The organism is Streptosporangium brasiliense (genome assembly GCF_030811595.1).
Classification (GTDB): domain Bacteria; phylum Actinomycetota; class Actinomycetes; order Streptosporangiales; family Streptosporangiaceae; genus Streptosporangium; species Streptosporangium brasiliense.
Genome location: NZ_JAUSRB010000001.1, coordinates 948,518 through 965,982 on the forward strand (window position 1 = coordinate 948,518; position 17,465 = coordinate 965,982).

Consider the following 17,465-nt stretch of genomic DNA (forward strand, 5'->3'; position numbering starts at 1 on the left):
GGCCGTGAACGAGCGAGCGCTGATCGGCCAGGAGGTGGCCGGATACTACGTCGAGGACGTCATCGGCAAGGGCGGCATGGCCGTGGTCTACCTCGCGGTGGACTCCCGGCTCAACCGCCGGGTGGCCCTGAAGATCCTCAACCCGCTGCTGGGCGAGGACGACCGCTTCCGCCAGCGCTTCGTCCTGGAGTCGCGGACGGTCGCGAGCATGGACCATCCCAACATCATCCCGATCTACGAGGCCGACTCCGCCGCGGACGGCACGCTCTACATCGCGATGCGCTACGTCGACGGCCCCGACCTGCGCCGCCTGTTCTACGACCGGGGGCCGATGCCGATCAGCCAGGTCAACCGGATCTTCGCCCAGGTGGCCGCCGCGCTCGACACCGCCCACGCGCACGACCTGATCCACCGCGACGTCAAGCCCGCCAACATCCTGATCGCCGGCCACACCGAGGGGGACCACGCCTACCTCACCGACTTCGGCATCACCAAGCACCGCACCTCGATCTCCGGGCTGACCCAGACCGACCAGTTCATCGGCACCCCCCGCTACATGTCTCCCGAGCAGATCAACAAGGAGCACATCGACGGCCGCTGCGACCAGTACGGCCTGGCCTGCGTGGTCTACGAGGCGCTGGCCGGACGGCTGCCGTTCCAGCGCGACAACGAGATCGCGCTGCTCTGGGCGCACCTGGCCGAGTCGCCCACCCCGCTCAGCACGCTCCGGCCCGAGCTCCCGCTGGAGGTCGACGGCGTCATGGCGCGGGCGCTGGCCAAGTCGCCCGAGCAGCGCTACGACACCTGCACGCAGTTCGTCACCGAGCTCCGTGACGCGATCAGCGGCCAGTCCTACCAGCTCGTCCGCGACACCGGGGCTGGCCGCGGCGCCCGCGAGGGGAAGGGTCGCGGCACCCGCGAGGGGACGGAGGAGAAGAAGCGGCCCGGGCCCGGCGGCCGGGGCATCCTGATCGGCGCGGCCGCCGCGATCGTGGCGATCATCGCGCTGGTGGGGGTCCTGGCGACGTTCCTGCGGGGTGGTGAGGACTGGGTGCCCTACGCGGGCTCGGCCGCGGTGCCGATCTCCTTCGAGCACCCCGGCGGCTGGACCCCGCGCCCGCACGCCGACGTGTTCATGGTGGCCTCGCCGAAGGCGGGGGAGTTCGACGCGCTGTTCGCCACGCCGGTCACCGCCGACTGGGCGGCCGTCAACGAGATCATCAAGAACACGCCGGAGGAGGCCACCGGCCTCTACGCGCAGACCCTCGACACCCTCGACCCCCGCGGCGGCGCGCAGCAGCTCCAGGAGACCCTGCAGTCCTCGCTGCCCGGCACGGTCAACGTCTACGCCGAGGTGGTCCAGGTGCTGGTGGGTGGCAGGCCCGCCGTACGGCTGGAGGGGTCGATCACCGATCCGCAGCGCGGTGGCAAGCTGGAGTTCTTGGGATGGGCCGTGGAGCGGCCGGACGAACCCGCGCTTATGATCTACTTCTGTGCGCCCGGCAGGTGTGACGACGGGCTGGCCAACCGGCTCGTGCGGAGCGTGTCCTTCCAGGTGTCGTGACTTGTGACCCACTTGCAACCGGCTTGTCTGGGCGTTTTGTCCTATATGAAATGAGGACGCGAGGGCTTAGTCTCCCCGCATGGCGGTTCCCCTCCCCTCTGTTCGGCACCTCCGCACGGTGTCGCTCACCCGGCACCTCCGCACGGTGTCGAAGATCGATCTGCTCGTCGGATGCGGGATCATCGCTCTCGGCACGCTGGAGGCCTTCACCGTCGCCACCGAGTACGGCGCGGCCGAGACCCCCGAGCTGTGGTGGATCGGCCAGGCGCTCGTCACCGGCGTGCTGGTGTGGTTCCGCCGCAAGGCGCCGGTCGCGGTCTACATCCTGATGATCCTCGCCCAGTACGCCTGGCACCGGCAGGGCTACGAGCACTGCCAGGTCTGGCAGCTGGCCTCCCTGCTCCTCGTCTTCCACACGATCGGCGCCGAACTCCCCTTCCGGCCCGGCCTGGCCTGGGCCGTGACCGGCGTGCTGGTCTTCGACTCGGGCGCCGTCGACCACCGCTGGCTCCCCTTCGGCGAGGTCGTCTTCCTGACCGTCATCTTCGGCGCCGCCTATCTCACCGGCCTCGTCGTGCACGCCCACGTCGGCCGGATCCGCCGCCTGGCCGACCACGCCGCGCAGGTGGAACGCGACAGGGAGCGGCAGGCGGCCGAGGCCGTCGCCGAGGAGCGGGCCCGCATCGCCCGGGAGCTGCACGACGTGGTCGCCCACAGCGTCAGCATGATGGTCATGCAGGCCGGGGTGCTCCGCCGTACGCAGGGCGGGGACAGCGAGGTGCTCCTCGGCATCGAGCGGATGGGCCGCGAGGCCGTGGAGGAGCTGCGCGTCATGCTCGGCGCGCTGCGCATGCCGCTCGACGAGGCCATCCCGCAGCCCGGCCTGGACCTGCTGCCCGGCACGGTGAGCACCCTCGTCTCCTCCGGGCTGCGGATCACGCTGGAGGTCACCGGCGAGCCGGTACGGCTCGCGCCGGGGCTGGACCTGTCCGCCTACCGCATCGTGCAGGAGGCGCTGACCAACGCGGTCAAGCACGCGGGCGAGTCCGAGATCCGCATCTCGATCGCCTACCGCGCGAGCTCGGTGGAGCTGGAGGTCCTCGACGGCGGCGGCACGGCCGCCCCCGGGCTGTCGACGGGCAACGGTCTGATCGGCATGCGTGAGCGTGCCGCGCTGTTCGGCGGCGTGTTCGAGGCGGGCCCCCGCCCCGAGGGCGGTTTCCGCGTCCACGCGTCCCTGCCGACCTCCCAGGAGGTGCTCGCCGATGGGCGGACCAGATGAGCTGACGACATGGCGGCCCGTTGAAGGGGCCGACGACCCGCTGGGCGAGGAGAAGAAGTGAGCATCCGTATCGTGATCGCCGACGACCAGGCGATGGTCCGTGCCGGGCTGAAGCTCGTCGTGGAGAGCGAGCCGGGGATGGAGGTGGTGGGGGAGGCGGCCGACGGGATCGAGGCCGTCACCGTGGCCCGCCGCACCCGGCCGGACATCGTGCTGATGGACATCTCCATGCCGCGGATGGACGGGCTCACCGCGGCCAGGCAGCTGCTCGACTGGCCGGACCCGCCGAAGGTCGTCATGCTCACCACCTTCGACACCGACGAGAACCTCTACGCCGCGCTCCGCGCCGGGACCAGCGGGTTCCTGCTCAAGGTGTCGCCGCCCGAGCAGCTCGTGGAGGCCGTCCGCGTCGTCGTCGGCGGCGACGCGCTGCTCGACCCGGCCGTCACCACCCGGGTCATCGCCTCCTTCGCCGGCCGTCACGACCCCGCGCCCCCGCCCCAGCTCGCCGATCTCACCCCGCGCGAGCTGGAGGTGCTGCGGTTCCTGGCCCGTGGCCTGACCAACGCCGAGATCGCGGGCGAGCTGTTCGTCGGTGAGGCCACGGTCAAGACCCACGTGGCGCGGGTGCTGATGAAGCTCCATCTGCGCGACCGGGCTCAGGCGGTGGTGTTCGCGTACGAGTCGGGGGTCGTCCGGCCCGGGGCGGCGGTCGGGTAGAAGGAGACCCACTCCTCGCGGCCCATCCGGAGCATCTTGACGCCGAGCGAGCCCAGCGCGACCGCCGGGGCGACCCACATCACGACGGTCACCGGGCCGTAGGGGATCAGCAGCGAGGTGCCGTAGCCGACGCCGACGACGAGCGGGACCCACCAGTGCGCGAACCCGGCGCGCCAGACGCCGATCAGCAGGATCGGCAGGCCGAGGATCGCGAAGAAGATCCACGGCATCTGGAAGCCGAAGACGAAGCCGGGCAGGTTCAGCATCTCCTCCATGATGCGGGTGGCCTCCTCGGGGCTGTAATGCCGGCCGAGCCACCACTCCACCGGGTCGCTGAGGAGCAGGCCCGACAGGTTGATGTAGCCGAGAACGGTCAGCGGGCCCACGATGTGGCCGAAGACCACCGAGCGGCGGCGCGTCACGTGCAGCAGACCGAGGGCGGCCAGGGCCATCAGCAGGTAGGCCCAGTGGTACATGGCCGACTCGATCTGGGCGAGGGCGGGGTTGACGCCGTAGCTGACGGCCTCGCGGTCGTCGCCCCAGGTGCCCGGGTCGAGGACGACGGCGACGGCCTGCAGGAGGGGGGCGACGATCAGCAGCGTGCCTGCGGCCACGCGCCGGAAGTCGGCGGAGTCTTTGAACATGGGGGGCTTCCTTGCCTGTACGGGACTGTCGCAAGGAAGGTAGGCCCCCCTCTCCCGTCAGGTCGTCCGCCGCGGGGCGGATCCGCCGTCCCCTTCGCGGGGTAAGCGGGTCTCAGCCGGAGGCGTTACGGAGGAGGCCCGCCGGTGCGCGCGGGTCTCGTCCCGATCACCCGTGCTGGGCGCGCAGGAGCAGGCGCAGGAGCATGCGGGGATCGCCGGCGGGTCCGCGCCGGGCTTCAGCGGGTCCGGGCCGGTCCTCAGCGGGTCCGTGCCGGGCCGATGCCGTTCAGGACGGTGGTGACCAGGTCGTCGACGAAGCCCGGCGGGACCTGGACGGGGGGCGCGGCGGAGCCGTGGAACAGCAGGCCGGGCAGGACCAGCTCGTGGCAGGCACCGACGATCATTGTGGCGGCCGCCTCGACGTTCACCTCCCGCCTGAGCCGGCCGAGGTCCTGCTCGGCGCGGAGATATCCGGCCAGGGCCACCCGCAGCCCCAGTCCGGTCCCGACGGGATTGGGCAGGCCGGCGAACAGGGAGAGCACCTCGGGCCGGGCGATCAGGCCCGCGAAGGCGGGCATGATCGCGGCGTGCAGCGCCACGCCGTGGGCGATGTAGGCGCGCAGGTTGTCCTCGACGGTGCCGGCGCCCGCCCGGGAGGGCAGCTCGCCCAGCTCGCGTTCGACGTTCTCGACGTGGGCGTGCAGGGCGAGCGCGAGGAGCTCCTCCTTGCCCGCGAAGTGGTTGTAGAGCACGCCGTCGGCGACCTGGGCCTCGCGGGCGATGTCGCGCACGGTGAGCCCGGCGGTGCCGCGCCGGGAGATGAGGCGTTCGGCGGCGGCGATCAGGTGCTCGCGCAGGCTCTGGCCGCCGTCGCCGTCACGGAGCGCGGCCGCTTTTCTCGGTGACATCACATCGCATAGTAGTGAGCCTTCGGAGGCGAGCGTCGTGGCCCGGCCGCCGCCGTGCGGACAGGGCGCCGCCCGGCGGCCAGGTGACCGGGGCCGGACGGCGACGGCCGGCCCGGGGACGGGGCCGGGCGAGCGGTCAGGGACGGGTGGCGGTGACCAGCCAGGCGGCGCCGCGCAGCCGTACGGCGTCGGGCTCCTCATGGCGCCGCAGCGCCGCCGTGAGCGCGGCGCGGGCGCGGGCGGCGGCGGCCTGGTCGGCCTGGCCGAGCAGGAAGCGGACGGGGCCCCAGGCGCCGAGGAAGCGGCCCGCGTCCTCGGCGTCCCGGCCCCACACCTGGGGCGCCTCGACGGGCACCGAGGTCACCCCTTCGAAGCCGGCGCCGGTGAGCACCTCCCGGACGCGGTCCGGGTCGGCCAGTGACTCCGGCCCGGACCTCTCCGGCCCGGTGGGACCGGGCCCCGGCGGGAGGTGCTCGGCCATCGCCGCGAAGACGGCGCCCAGGTCGTTGCGGCTCATCTCCCGCAGGGCCAGGAAGGCCAGCCGTCCTCCCGGCCGCAGCGCGCGGCCGATGTTGGCGAACGCGGCGACGGGGTCGGCGAAGAACATGATCCCGAACCGGCTGACGGCCACGTCGAAGCCCGCGTCGGGGAAGGGGTGGATCTGGGCGTCCCCCTGCTCGAAGGTCACGTTGGCGACACCCTCGTCGGCCGCGGTGGCCCGCGCCCGCTGGAGCATCGGCGCCGACAGGTCGACGCCGGCGGCGTGCCCGTGCCGCGCCCGCCGGGCGGCCAGCCGCGTCAGCTGCCCGTTGCCGCACCCGACGTCGAGCACCCGGTCCCGCTCGCCGATGGCGGCGGCGGCGAGCAGGGGCTCGTTGAACCCGCTGTTCACCGCGTCGTAGCGGTCCTGGTGATCGGCCCAGTGGTTGCCCTCGTAGCCGTTCCAGGCGTCGGCCTGGTGGGTGTTGACGATGGAACTCATCGGCTCTCTCCTCGGTGGTGCGGCCGGACGGCTCCATACGGCCGGTGGTCCGCGTTATGAATGCACGTTCATGAACGAGTGTTCATAATGCGTGGCCGGGTCCGGGGTGTCAACCCGCACGGCGCCGGGTGGCGGACGTCCCGACCGCCGCGAGCGGGGTGGAAGATCTCCAACTTGTTCGGATCAAGCAATAAGGGATGTGTCCATATCGGGACATAGTGTGTATATTTTTCGTCATTGGGTCTCATCTGAGGGAGGATTTATCGTGAGAGCTTTCCCGCGTGTGCTGTTCGACGAGGCGCACAACGAGTCCTGGACCATCCGGCGGGACGTGGCCGAGACGATGAATCCGGGACACCCCGACGACAACAGCTACGCGCGGGCCGCCGAGCTCCTGCGCCGGCTCGGCCACACCGTGGCCGCGCACACCGAGGGGCCGATCACTCCCGCCCTGCTGGGCTCGAACGACGTCTTCGTGATCGCGCACCCCTCGGCCGACCGCTGGGAGCGCACCACCGGCCTGGGCAGCCCGGTCTTCCCCGTGGAGGAGCTCGACGCGGTCGAGGCCTACGTCGCCGAAGGCGGCGGCCTGGTCGTCCTGGCCGAGTGCGAGCAGGAGAAGTACGGCAGCAACCTCGACGAGCTGCTCGCCCGCTTCGGCGTCGGCGTCGAGCACACCACCGTCCAGGACCCCAGGAACGCCCACAACGGCGTGGCCTCCTGGGTCCTGGGTTCCCCCGGTGACAGCGCCGGCGAGGACCTCCTCGCCGGCGCCCGTCGCGCCTGCTTCTACCGCGCCGGCGTGCTCGTCGCCCCCGAGGACGCGGCCGTGCTGTTCCGGACGTCGTCCACCGCCGACCCCGCCGGCCTGCCCCTGGCGGTGGCCGTACGGCACGGCAAGGGCCGCGTCGTGGTCCTCGCCGACTCCGACCTGTTCGGCGACGACTCCATCGGCGACTACGACCACGCCGCGCTCTGGGGCAACCTCGTCACCTGGGCCGCGCGCGTCCCCGCCCCGGCGGCCGCGAAGGAGTCGGAGGCCCGCTCCGCCTTCCAGGGACTCAAGGACGCCGTGGAGGCGCTCAAGCCCCTGCAGGCCAAGGACGGCTCGATCGAGGGCGACCGTGACCGGGCGGTGGCGCTGATCTCCGAGATCGTCGACCATGTCGACGGCCTCACCCCGCGCTTCCCGCACGACGAGGCCTACCTCACCGCGGTCGTCGCCGACTTCCGCAAGTGGGTCGAGCAGGGCCTGGGCGTGCCCGACTTCCTGGACTCCCTCAACGCCTTCCACCCCGACACCCAGCGGGTGGACGGCCTGGAGCACCTGGTCGTCTTCCCGATGTACACCCAGAACGGCACCACCTTCCGCTACATCGAGGCCGTCTGGATCCGCACCGTCTGGCCCGAGTGGCTGGCCGAGCTGGAGAACACCCGCTACGACAACCCGATGTTCGTGCCGATCGCCTTCGAGGACTTCACCTCCGGCTACGACACCAACTCCGCGGTGCTCTTCCCCGAGACCGTCGCCGTCCGGGAGACCCCGTCCCGCTTCACCTGGGGCGGCATCTTCTGCGACCGCGAGGCCGCCCGGTTCCGCGCGGTCAGCAAGGCCGCCGCGGAGACGCTCAAGCTGGCGCTGCCGCCGGACGCCGCCCGGCTGATCGAGTCGCAGGAGCTCGCCCAGGACACCTTCGTGCTCTGGGACCTGGTCCACGACCGCACCCACAGCCACGGCGACCTGCCGTTCGACCCGTTCATGATCAAACAGCGCATGCCGTACTGGCTGTACTCGCTGGAGGAGCTCCGCTGCGACCTCACGGCGTTCGGCGAGGCCGTGAAGCTGGAGCAGGAGGGCGTGCCGCACGCCCGCTACGTCCAGCTCGCGATCCTGTTCGACCGGCTCTTCCGCTTCCCGATCACCGGTGACCGGGTCCGCAACTACGACGGCCTCGGCGGCCAGCTCCTGTTCGCCTACCTGCACCGCAACGACATCGTCCGGTGGACCGACAACCGGCTGAGCGTCGACTGGGCCCGGCTCGCCGACGGCGTCGCCGACCTGCGCAGCGAGGTGGAGAAGCTCTACCGCGACGGCATCGACCGCTCCAAGCTCGCCCACTGGCTGGCCGCCCACCAGCTCGTGGCCGCCTACGTGGAGCCGCACCCCGCCTCGGTCTGGAACCGCGGCGTGGAGGCGCTGCCGGTCGAGGGGTTCCCCAAGGCCGTGGTCGACGCGGTGCTGCCCGACGAGTTCCCCCTGAGCATGTTCTACGAGGCCCTGCGTCGTAAGCTCGGCGACGTCGTCGAATCCACGAAGGGGATCCGAGCATGATCATTCTTGTTGCCGGCGCGGCGGGTCCCGCGGGCCAGGCCGCCGTCCGCCGCTTCACCGACAAGGGGCACACGGTCATCGGCGTGGACAAGTCCGGCGCCGGCGGCACGCTCGCGGTCGACCTGCTCGACTTCGACGCCGTCAAGAAGCTCGCCCGCGACATCGAGGCCGAGCACGGCAGGGTGGACGGCATCGTCCACCTGGTCGGCGGCTGGCGCGGCTCCAAGACCTTCGCCGAGACCAAGCTGGAAGACTGGGATCTTCTGCACGACCTGCTGATCCGCACCCTCCAGCACGTCACGCTCGCCTTCGAGCCGCTGCTGAAGGCCAGCGAGCGCGGCCGCTTCGCCGTCGTCTCCGCCAAGGCGGCCGAGCGCCCCACCCAGGGCAACGCGGCTTACGGCACCGCCAAGGCCGCCGCCGAGGCCTGGACGCTGGCCTTCGCCGATGCCCTGGAGGGCACGGACGCGACGGCCAATATCCTGGTCGTCAAGGCGCTCGTGAACAAGGCGATGCGCGAGGCGAGCCCGGAGCGGAAGTTCCCGGGCTTCACCGACGTCGACGACCTCGCCGAGGCGATCGACGGCCTCTGGGACACCGATGCCAACGGCACCCGGGTGGACCTCACACGCGAGTGAGCGTGACACGCACCACGGCGGCCGGTCCCCGACCACCGGCCGCCCCGCTCAAGGGGAAGAAGTGACGGACGCGATTCGCAGGCACGACCCGCTGGTGAAGGGCTTCGCCAGCGACAACTACGCCGGGGTGCACCCGGAGATCCTCCAGGCGATCGCCCTGGCCAACGAGGGCCACCAGATCGCCTACGGCGACGACACGTACACCGGTGCGCTGCAGGAGATCTTCAAGGGACACTTCGGGCCGACGGCCGAGGCCTGGCCGGTGTTCAACGGCACGGGCGCCAACGTGGTCGCGCTCCGTGCGATGACCGCGCAGTGGGAGGCGGTGGTCTGCGCGGAGTCGGCGCACATCCACACCGACGAGGGCGGGGCGCCGGAGCGGTCGGCGGGGCTCAAGCTGTTCACCGTGCCCACCCCGGACGGCAAGCTCACCCCCGACCTGATCGACAGGCAGGCGTGGGGCTTCGGCGACGAGCACCGCGCCCAGCCCAAGGTCGTCTCGATCACGCAGACCACCGAGCTGGGCACCCTCTACACCCCGGCCGAGATCAAGGCGGTCTGCGACCACGCCCACCAGCTCGGCATGCTCGTCCACCTCGACGGCGCCCGCGCCACCAACGCGGCCGCCGCGCTGGAGGTGCCGCTGCGCGCGTTCACCACCGACGCGGGCGTGGACGTGCTGTCCTTCGGCGGCACCAAGGCGGGGATGATGTTCGGCGAGGCCGTCGTGGTGCTCAACCCCGACGCCGTCCGCGGCCTGCGCTACCTGCGCAAGACCTCCATGCAGCTCCCCTCCAAGATGAGGTTCGTCTCGGTCCAGTTCGAGGCGCTGCTCGCCGGGGACCTGTGGCTGCGCAACGCCCGCAACGCCAACGCCATGGCCCAGCGGCTGGCCGCCGCGGTCCGGGAGATCCCCGGGGTGGAGGTCCCGCGCCCGGTGCAGGCCAACGCGGTCTTCGCCATCCTGCCGCCGGACGTGACCGAGCGCCTGCAGAAGCGCTTCCGCTTCTACGTCTGGAACGCGGCCACCGGCGAGGTCCGCTGGATGACGGCCTTCGACACCACCGAGGCCGACGTCGACGCCTTTGCCGCCGCGGTGGCCGAGGAGATAGACTCCTCCGCATGAACACGCACAGTCTGGGTCTGTGGCGGGCCGCCCATCGGCGGACCCGCTAGCCAGTCCAGACTGCGCACATCAGACGGCCGCCGCGAACCGGCGGCCGTTCCGCGTTGTGCACGGCCAGGCGCGCGGCGGTCCCTTCCCAGCAAGGAGAGACCATGACCAAGCGCGTCTTCTCGGCGTTCAAACCCACCGGCCACCTCACACTCGGCAACCTCCTCGGCGCGATCATGCCCGCCGTACGGCTCCAGGACGAGGCGGACTGCGTCTACGCGGTCGCCGACCTGCACGCCCTGACCATCAAGCACGACCCGCAGGCCCTGCGGGCGCGCACCCGCGAGGCGGCCACCCTGCTGCTCGCCTGCGGCCTGGACCGGTCACTGGTCTACATCCAGTCCCAGGTGCCCGCCCACACCGAGCTGGCCTACCTGCTGGAGAGCACCGCCTACTTCGGTGAGATGCGGCGGATGATCCAGTTCAAGGAGAAGTCGGCCCAGCAGGAGGAGGTGCGGCTGTCGCTGCTCACCTATCCCGCGCTGATGGCCGCCGACATCCTGCTGCACCGGGTGGACCTCGTGCCGGTGGGAGAGGACCAGCGCCAGCACGTCGAGCTCACCCGTGACCTGGCCCTGCGCTTCAACCGCCTCTACGGCGAGACCTTCACCGTGCCCGAGGCCGTGCACCCCCAGATCGCCGCCAGGGTCATGGACCTGGCCACGCCCACCTCGAAGATGGGCAAGTCCGACGGCTCGGCCGCCGGGACGATCTACCTGCTCGACCCGCCCGCCGACATCCGTCGCAAGATCATGCGCGCGGTGACCGACACCGGCACCGAGGTGCGCTACGACCCTCAGGACAAGCCCGGCGTCTCCAACCTGCTCACCCTGCTCGCGGTCTGTTCGGGGCGGCCGGTCGAGTCGCTGGCCTACGAGGGTTACGGCGCGCTCAAGCGGGACACGGCCGAGGCCGTGGTCGAGACGCTGCGGCCGATCCAGGAGCGCCACGCCGAGCTGTCGGCCGACCCGGCCGAGCTGTCGCGGCTGCTGGCCGCCGGAGCCGCGCAGGCCACCGAGCGCACCGCCGCGCTGATGGCCTCGGCGCGCGGCGCGATCGGCCTGCCCTGAAGAGCACCCGGTGATCCGCGGGGGAGCGCCGCATCCGGGGCGGCCGGTCCCCGCGGATCAGTTTTTGTGGCCCGTCTCGTTCTCGTAGGCGGTGAGCTGCTGTTCGAGGGCCTTCATCAGCTCGAACACCTGGCTCGGGGGGATGCGGATCCGGCTGACGATCCGGGTCGGCACGCTGACGAAGTGCTGCCCCGAAGAGGGGTCGTTGGCGAGCTGGGGTGGTCTGGTGATCACCGCGAAGTCCAGGACGAAGCCGTCCTGGGTGTGCCAGACGGAGGCGAAGTTGGCGTACTGGCCCGCTTCGACCTCGGCGGAGATGCTCACCTCCAGGCGGTTCTCCGGCTCGTCGTTCACCATGATGTTCGTCTCCTCCGGCCAGGTTGGCCCCATGCTGCCCTGGCCGGAAACCGGCCGTGCAAGGACGCGCCGACGCTATTTAAGGATGGAAGGCAGCGGTTGGGCGCCGCGCTGCCTCAGCATGTCGGTCATCAGATCGATCTCACCCGCCTGACCGTTGACGATGTGCTGGGCCATGGTGGCCACCTCGTCGCGGTCGGACAGTTTCAACAGCGCCTGACTCATCTGCACGCCGCCCTCGTGATGGCGGATCATGAGCTGCAGGAAGAGGATCTCCTGATCCTTGCCGGTGGCCGCGCGGAGCCTTTTGAGCTCCTCCTGACTGGCCATGCCGGGCATCGTGGCAGATGTCTGGGGCGTTCCGCCGTGGCCGTGGCCGGCCATCCACGCCATCGCCGGCCGCTCGGTGGACTGCTCCAGCCCCCACTGCTGCAGCCAGCCGCTGAACATGCCGCGCTGGGCGGTCTGCGTGACGATGATGTCGTAGGCGAGCCGCCGCAGCGACTCGTCCTCACTGCCGTCTCTCGCGATGAAGGACATCTCGACGGCCTGGGCGTGGTGGACGGACATGTCACGGGCGAACCCCGCCTCGGCCGAGGCGTCGGTCGGGGCCGCGCCCCTGCCGACGACCAACAGCACAACGGCCGCCGCGGCCAGGCAGCCGAGCAGCACGACGAGCGCCGTACGGCGCCGGGTTTTCGGGATTTCTCGAACAAGGGTCTCCATCGCGTGCCCAGACTACCCACTGTGGAGAACCGTCGCTCTATCATGCGCTGTGATTGGCTTATCCTCCACACACGCCGGTAGGGCATAGTGTGACCCGAAATTGGTTGCCGGCTGGAGGGTCGATGACGAAGGAAAAGGCGCAGGCGAGACGGGAACACATCGCCCGGATGCGTCAGGCGCAGAAGAGCAAGGAGCGTCGGACCGCGTTCCTGATGTGGGGCGTCGGCGGCGCCGTCATCGTCCTGCTCGCCGGGGTGGTCGGCTTCTACCTGGTGAACGAGCGGGCGGCGAGCTCGCTCGACGCCGTCACCAGCGCCAAATACCCGGGCGGCGCGCACGTCCAGACCCAGGTCAGCTACAAGGAGAACCCGCCGCTGGGCGGCGAGCACAACCCGGCCTGGCAGACCTGCTCCGTCTACGACAAGCCGGTCAACAACGAGAACGCCGTCCACTCGATGGAGCACGGCGCCGTGTGGATCACCTACCAGCCGGACCTGCCCAAGGACCAGGTGGAGAAGCTGAAGGCGATGGTCTCCGGCAAGGACTACATGCTCATGAGTCCCTACCCGGGGCTGCCCTCCAAGATCGTGGCCAGTTCCTGGAACAAGCAGCTCAAGCTGGACAGCGCCGACGACCCGCGCCTGGCCAAATACATCGCCAAATACCGCAACAACAGCGCCGAGACCCCCGAGTTCGGCGCCGACTGCGCCGGAGGCGTGAACACCACCACCGACCAGGCGCCGATCCCGACCGCCGCGCCGACGCCGGCCCCGAGCGCCAGCGCCGAGCAGTCCGTGGTCCCGGACGCGACCCCGTCGCCCAGCGCCACGCCGAGCTCCTGACCTCACCGGTACGGCCCGCGCCCGGCGTGGGCCGTACCGGCCGGAACGGTCTAGGCCAGCACCCGCTCCAGGGGCATCGCCTCCAGTCCGTGCGCCTCGGCCACGGGCAGGTTGGTCAGGTGCCCCTCGTGTGTGTTCAGGCCCAGCGCCAGCGCGTGGTCCTCCCGCAGCGCCTGGCGCCAGCCCAGGTCGGCGATCGCCAGGGCGTAGGGGAGGGTCACGTTGGTCAGCGCGTAGGTCGAGGTGTGCGGGACCGCGCCCGGCATGTTGGCCACGCAGTAGAAGATCGAGTTGTGGACCCGGTAGGTCGGCTCGGCGTGCGTGGTCGGCCGGGAGTCCTCGAAGCAGCCGCCCTGGTCGATGGAGATGTCGACCAGGACCGAGCCCGGCCTCATCCGCGAGACCAGCTCGTTGCTGACCAGCTTGGGCGCCTTCGCGCCGGGTACCAGCACCGCGCCGATGACCAGGTCGGCGGCCAGGACCGCGCGCTCGACCTCGTAGCTGTTGGAGGCGACCGTCTGGCAGTGGCCCTGGTAGATGATGTCCGCCTGGCGGAGCCGGTCGATGTTCTTGTCCAGCAGCACCACCTCGGCCTGCATGCCGAGCGCGATGACCGCGGCGTTCATGCCGGACACCCCGGCGCCTATCACGACCACGTTGGCCGCGTGCACGCCCGAGACCCCTCCCATGAGCACGCCGCGCCCGCCTTCCGGCCGCATCAGGTGGTAGGCCCCGACCTGCGGGGCGAGCCGCCCGGCCACCTCCGACATCGGGGCCAGCAGCGGCAGGGAGCCGTTGGCGGTCTGCACGGTCTCGTAGGCGACGCCGGTGACGCCGGATTCGAGCATGGCCCGGGTACAGCTCTCGGACGCGGCCAGATGCAGGTAGGTGAAGAGCACCTGCCCCTTGCGCATCCGGTGATACTCCTCGGCGACCGGTTCCTTCACCTTCAGGACCAGGTCGCCCTCGGCCCACACGTCGTCCGCGGAGTCCACCATCGTCGCGCCCACGCTCTGGAAGTCCGAGTCGGGGATCGAGGATCCGGCACCGGCGTCCCGTTCGACGAAGACCCGATGGCCGTGGCGGACGAACTCATGGGCTCCAGCGGGAGTGAGGGCCACGCGATATTCGTGGTTCTTGACCTCGCGGGGAACTGCGATCTTCACGGCTCCTCCAGTATTCGCGCCTGTGTCTTCTTCACTCTGCGTTCCCTGGAAAAGGACCACCATGTGCAAGATGGAAGGAATCGGCCATCGATGATGACGGCCTGTCGGCCGATGCGCCTGTCATGTTTCCGGTGCGGACTTGACTGTCGGGTTACCTCCTCCTTTCGCTGATCGGTAGGCTCACCGCGAGCAAATGCGAGGAATACGGGGATGTGACGATGGAGCTGCACGCGGGGCCGGGCGACTCACCCGTGCCGCAGGGACCTCCAACCGGGCGTCACGCGCGTCCTCCGGGAGCGCTCGGATCCCCGGCCGAGGCCCACGCCGCGGAGACGCCGGACTCCCTGACGGAGCCGTACGGCGTCGCCGGGGCACCTGGCTCCCTGACGGAGCCGCACACTGTCCCGGAGGCGCCCGGTCTCCCGGCGGAGCCGTACGGCGTCGCGGCGGCGGCCGGTCCTGCCGGGCCCCGGGGTCCCGAGGGGGCGCCCGGAGCCGCGGGCGGGCCCCGGGACGCCTCTCACAGGTTGCCCGGTCCGCCCGGTCCCGCGCGGCCCGGTGCTCCGGTGGGCCCGCGGGGCCCGCGCGGGCCCGGGGCCGGACCGGGCGGCGGCGCGCCGGTTGACCCCAGGGCGAGCCGGGTCACCACCGTCGTCCTGATCGTCGCACTGGTCGTCGTCGTGATGATCACCGGCGTGCTCGGCACCCTCGCGGTGCTCATGACCAGGAATCCCGACGTGCCGCTCGGCGCGGCGCCTCCCGCGCGACTGCCGGTCCCCATCCACTTCGCGCCGGTGACCGGCTCGCAGCCCGGCGCCTGCACCAGCCCCGACGGCATGCCCGACGACGCCGGGCAGACCTGCTACACGCTCGCCGGGGGAGTCAGCGTGACCGCCGTGCACAAGATCGAGACGGTCCAGGAGAAGAACGGCGCCTACTCGGTCAGGATCGCGTTCGCGCCCGCCTTCCGCGACCAGATCAACGACCTGACCCAGGAGGCGGTCAAGCAGCAGATCGCGATCGTCGTGGGGGAGAAGGTGGTGGCCGCCCCCCGCGTCGCCCAGGTGATCACCGAGGACAGCCTCAGCATCGCGGGCTCCTTCACCAAGGAGCAGGCGGACGCCATGGTCGCCCGGCTGCGCGGCACGGCGCCGTCCACGGGGCAGCCCCAGCCGTCCTCGGACCAGCCCGTGACCCCGCAGTCGCCGGCCGCCCCGACGGGGACGGCTCCGACGGGCACGGCTCCCACCGGCACGGCTCCGACGGGGACGGCTCCCACCGGCACGGCTCCCACGGGGACGGCTCCCACCGGCACGGCTCCCACGGGGACGGCTCCCACCGGCACGGCTCCCACGGGCACCGCCCCGACCGGCACGGCTCCCACGGGGACGGCCCAACCGGGGGCCGGCCGCGCCACGACGGCCCCCACCGGCACCGCCACGGCCGCGACCCCCGTTCCCACGGGGAGCCGCAGCAGCGCCACGGCGGGGAGCAGGAACGCCGCCCCGGCGGCCGGGCGAGGCGACCTCGACCCCAGGTTCCCCAACTGCAAGGCCGCCTACAAGGAGGGCTACGGGCCCTACTACCAGGAGCGCCACAAGGAGTACAGGTGGTACGTCGACAAGGACAGGGACGGCGTCGCCTGTGACCTCGACGACATGGCCTAGACGAACAGCCCCTGGATGCCCTCGATGGCGAAGTAGGCCGCGAAGACCAGCGTGACGACCCACAGCAGCCACGGGATCCGCCGGGCCCGGCCGGTCGCCGCCTGGATGACCGTGTAGGTGACCACGCCCGCGCCGACGCCGTTGGTGATGCTGTAGGTGAACGGCATCAGGGCGATCGTCAGGAAGGCCGGGATGGCGAGGGTGAGGTCCTCCCAGGGCACGTTCCTGGCCTGGGTCATCATCAGCGCGCCCACCAGCACCAGCGCGGGGGCCGCCGCGGCGGCCGGGACGACCGTCGCCAGCGGGGTGACGAACAGGGTCAGCACGAACATGCCGCCGGTGACCAGGGCGGCCAGGCCGGTCCTGGCCCCCTCGCCGACGCCGGCCGCCGACTCCACGAAGACCGTGTTGGCCGAGGCGCTGCAGTACCCGCCGATCGCCCCGGCCACGCCGTCGACGGTCAGGATGGGCCCCAGCCGGGGCACCCGGCCCTCGGAGTCCACCAGGCCCGCCTCGTCGCTCACCCCGATGATCGTGCCCATCGCGTCGAAGAACCCGGACAGCACCAGCGTGAACAGCACGATCAGCGCGGTCAGCGCCCCGGCGCGGGCGAACCCGCCGAACAGGTCCACCTGGCCGACCAGCCCGGTGTCGGGCACCGCCACCACCGCCTGCGGCAGCCGGGGCACCACGACGCCCCAGCTCGCCGGGTCGATCCTCACGACCGAGTTGATCGTGATCGCCAGCACGGCGGTGACCACGATGCCGATCAGGATGGCCCCCGGGACCTTGCGCACGAACAGCACGATCACCAGCAGCAGGCCGAAGCAGAACACCGCCACCGGCCAGCCCGTCAGGTGCCCGGTGGAGCCGAGCTGCACCGGAGTGCCCGTGCCCTTCGCGACGAACCCGGCGTCCACCAGCCCGATCAGCGTGATGAACATCCCGATCCCCACGCTGATCGCGTGCTTGAGGGCCAGCGGGATGGAGTTCATGATGAGCCGGCGCAGTCCGGAGACCGCCAGCACCACGATCACCAGGCCCTCCAGCACGACCAGCCCCATCGCCTGCGCCCAGGTCATGTGCGGCGCGGCCTGGTAGGCGACCACCGCGTTCAGCCCCAGCCCCGCCGCGACGCCGAACGGCGCGTTGCCCACCAGCCCTATCAGGACCGTGCTCACCGCCGCCGCGATGATGGTCGAGGCGGTGAGCTGCGAGATCGACAGTTTCACCCCGGTGACGTCGACGGCCCCGCCCAGGATGATCGGATTGAGCAGGATGATGTAGGCCATGGCCATGAACGTGGTGAGGCCGCCCCTGACCTCCCTGCCGATGGTCGTCTCGCGCGCCGACAGCTCGAAGAACCGATCCATGACTCCCCCCTCGAACAGGG

General features: G+C 71.2%; 16 protein-coding genes. 9 read left to right on the forward strand and 7 right to left on the reverse strand.

The window, feature by feature from the left end; genetic code table 11:
• The first annotated feature begins 4 nt into the window (after positions 1-4).
• From J2S55_RS04195 to J2S55_RS04205, 3 genes are all read left to right on the forward strand, one after another.
• Positions 5-1,564 (forward strand): serine/threonine-protein kinase, encoded by a 1,560-nt coding sequence (locus J2S55_RS04195; RefSeq protein ID WP_306857417.1) that lies wholly within the window; start codon positions 5-7, stop codon positions 1,562-1,564.
• A gap of 79 nt (positions 1,565-1,643) precedes the next feature.
• Complete coding sequence (locus J2S55_RS04200) at positions 1,644-2,846, forward strand: sensor histidine kinase (protein WP_306857419.1); 1,203 nt, start codon at positions 1,644-1,646, stop codon at positions 2,844-2,846.
• Positions 2,847-2,903: 57 nt separating this feature from the next.
• On the forward strand, positions 2,904-3,566 hold the full coding sequence (locus tag J2S55_RS04205) for a response regulator (RefSeq protein ID WP_306857420.1): 663 nt from the start codon (positions 2,904-2,906) through the stop codon (positions 3,564-3,566).
• Here J2S55_RS04205 and J2S55_RS04210 read toward each other — a convergent pair.
• From J2S55_RS04210 to J2S55_RS04220, 3 genes are all read right to left on the reverse strand, one after another.
• Positions 3,506-4,210: a hypothetical protein gene (locus J2S55_RS04210; RefSeq protein ID WP_306857421.1), complete on the reverse strand. Its 705-nt coding sequence runs from the start codon at positions 4,208-4,210 to the stop codon at positions 3,506-3,508. The genes J2S55_RS04205 and J2S55_RS04210 overlap by 61 nt on opposite strands.
• Positions 4,211-4,467: 257 nt before the next feature.
• The gene (locus tag J2S55_RS04215) at positions 4,468-5,118 is read right to left on the reverse strand and encodes a TetR/AcrR family transcriptional regulator (RefSeq protein WP_306857423.1); all 651 of its coding nucleotides are present in this window, start codon (positions 5,116-5,118) and stop codon (positions 4,468-4,470) included.
• A gap of 136 nt (positions 5,119-5,254) precedes the next feature.
• Positions 5,255-6,100, reverse strand: coding sequence for a class I SAM-dependent methyltransferase (locus tag J2S55_RS04220; RefSeq protein WP_306857424.1), 846 nt, complete (start codon positions 6,098-6,100; stop codon positions 5,255-5,257).
• 265 nt (positions 6,101-6,365) lie between these two features.
• On the opposite strand from J2S55_RS04220, the gene J2S55_RS04225 reads away from it, so the two are divergent.
• The 4 genes from J2S55_RS04225 (at position 6,366) to trpS (ending at position 11,314) form a co-directional block, all read left to right on the forward strand.
• Positions 6,366-8,432: a DUF6421 family protein gene (locus J2S55_RS04225; RefSeq protein ID WP_306857425.1), complete on the forward strand. Its 2,067-nt coding sequence runs from the start codon at positions 6,366-6,368 to the stop codon at positions 8,430-8,432.
• Complete coding sequence (locus tag J2S55_RS04230) at positions 8,429-9,070, forward strand: SDR family NAD(P)-dependent oxidoreductase (protein ID WP_306857427.1); 642 nt, start codon at positions 8,429-8,431, stop codon at positions 9,068-9,070. The genes J2S55_RS04225 and J2S55_RS04230 overlap by 4 nt, the downstream gene beginning before the upstream one ends.
• A 61-nt stretch (positions 9,071-9,131) precedes the next feature.
• Positions 9,132-10,196 (forward strand): threonine aldolase family protein, encoded by a 1,065-nt coding sequence (locus J2S55_RS04235; RefSeq protein WP_306857429.1) that lies wholly within the window; start codon positions 9,132-9,134, stop codon positions 10,194-10,196.
• Positions 10,197-10,348: 152 nt separating this feature from the next.
• On the forward strand, positions 10,349-11,314 hold the full coding sequence (gene trpS, locus J2S55_RS04240; protein ID WP_306857430.1) for a tryptophan--tRNA ligase: 966 nt from the start codon (positions 10,349-10,351) through the stop codon (positions 11,312-11,314).
• A gap of 57 nt (positions 11,315-11,371) precedes the next feature.
• Here the strand turns inward: trpS and J2S55_RS04245 are convergent, their stop codons facing one another.
• Together J2S55_RS04245 and J2S55_RS04250 are read right to left on the reverse strand one after the other, a co-directional pair.
• On the reverse strand, positions 11,372-11,671 hold the full coding sequence (locus J2S55_RS04245; protein WP_306857431.1) for a DUF3467 domain-containing protein: 300 nt from the start codon (positions 11,669-11,671) through the stop codon (positions 11,372-11,374).
• Positions 11,672-11,746: 75 nt separating this feature from the next.
• Positions 11,747-12,397, reverse strand: a complete 651-nt coding sequence (locus J2S55_RS04250; protein WP_306857432.1) for a DUF305 domain-containing protein — start codon at positions 12,395-12,397, stop codon at positions 11,747-11,749.
• Positions 12,398-12,519: 122 nt separating this feature from the next.
• On the opposite strand from J2S55_RS04250, the gene J2S55_RS04255 reads away from it, so the two are divergent.
• Positions 12,520-13,239 (forward strand): DUF3105 domain-containing protein, encoded by a 720-nt coding sequence (locus tag J2S55_RS04255; RefSeq protein ID WP_306857433.1) that lies wholly within the window; start codon positions 12,520-12,522, stop codon positions 13,237-13,239.
• 50 nt (positions 13,240-13,289) lie between these two features.
• On the opposite strand, the gene ald is transcribed toward J2S55_RS04255, so the two are convergent.
• Positions 13,290-14,405, reverse strand: a complete 1,116-nt coding sequence (gene ald / locus J2S55_RS04260) for an alanine dehydrogenase (RefSeq protein ID WP_306857435.1) — start codon at positions 14,403-14,405, stop codon at positions 13,290-13,292.
• Between the two features lie 566 nt (positions 14,406-14,971).
• On the opposite strand from ald, the gene J2S55_RS04265 reads away from it, so the two are divergent.
• The gene (locus tag J2S55_RS04265; RefSeq protein ID WP_306857437.1) at positions 14,972-16,072 is read left to right on the forward strand and encodes an excalibur calcium-binding domain-containing protein; all 1,101 of its coding nucleotides are present in this window, start codon (positions 14,972-14,974) and stop codon (positions 16,070-16,072) included.
• Here the strand turns inward: J2S55_RS04265 and J2S55_RS04270 are convergent.
• A complete protein-coding gene (locus J2S55_RS04270; protein ID WP_306857439.1) occupies positions 16,069-17,445 on the reverse strand; it encodes an NCS2 family permease in 1,377 nt (458 codons plus the stop codon). The genes J2S55_RS04265 and J2S55_RS04270 overlap by 4 nt on opposite strands.
• Positions 17,446-17,465: the final 20 nt, after the last annotated feature.

Bases quoted from the DNA above. Each gene is read 5' to 3' on its own strand.
- J2S55_RS04250 (WP_306857432.1), bottom strand. From the start codon at position 12,397: ATGGAGACCCTTGTTCGAGAAATCCCGAAAACCCGGCGCCGTACGGCG.
- J2S55_RS04200 (WP_306857419.1), top strand. From the start codon at position 1,644: ATGGCGGTTCCCCTCCCCTCTGTTCGGCACCTCCGCACGGTGTCGCTC.
- J2S55_RS04270 (WP_306857439.1), bottom strand. From the start codon at position 17,445: ATGGATCGGTTCTTCGAGCTGTCGGCGCGCGAGACGACCATCGGCAGG.
- J2S55_RS04230 (WP_306857427.1), top strand. From the start codon at position 8,429: ATGATCATTCTTGTTGCCGGCGCGGCGGGTCCCGCGGGCCAGGCCGCC.
- trpS (WP_306857430.1), top strand. From the start codon at position 10,349: ATGACCAAGCGCGTCTTCTCGGCGTTCAAACCCACCGGCCACCTCACA.
- J2S55_RS04245 (WP_306857431.1), bottom strand. From the start codon at position 11,671: ATGGTGAACGACGAGCCGGAGAACCGCCTGGAGGTGAGCATCTCCGCC.
- J2S55_RS04255 (WP_306857433.1), top strand. From the start codon at position 12,520: ATGACGAAGGAAAAGGCGCAGGCGAGACGGGAACACATCGCCCGGATG.
- J2S55_RS04220 (WP_306857424.1), bottom strand. From the start codon at position 6,100: ATGAGTTCCATCGTCAACACCCACCAGGCCGACGCCTGGAACGGCTAC.
- J2S55_RS04215 (WP_306857423.1), bottom strand. From the start codon at position 5,118: ATGTCACCGAGAAAAGCGGCCGCGCTCCGTGACGGCGACGGCGGCCAG.
- J2S55_RS04210 (WP_306857421.1), bottom strand. From the start codon at position 4,210: ATGTTCAAAGACTCCGCCGACTTCCGGCGCGTGGCCGCAGGCACGCTG.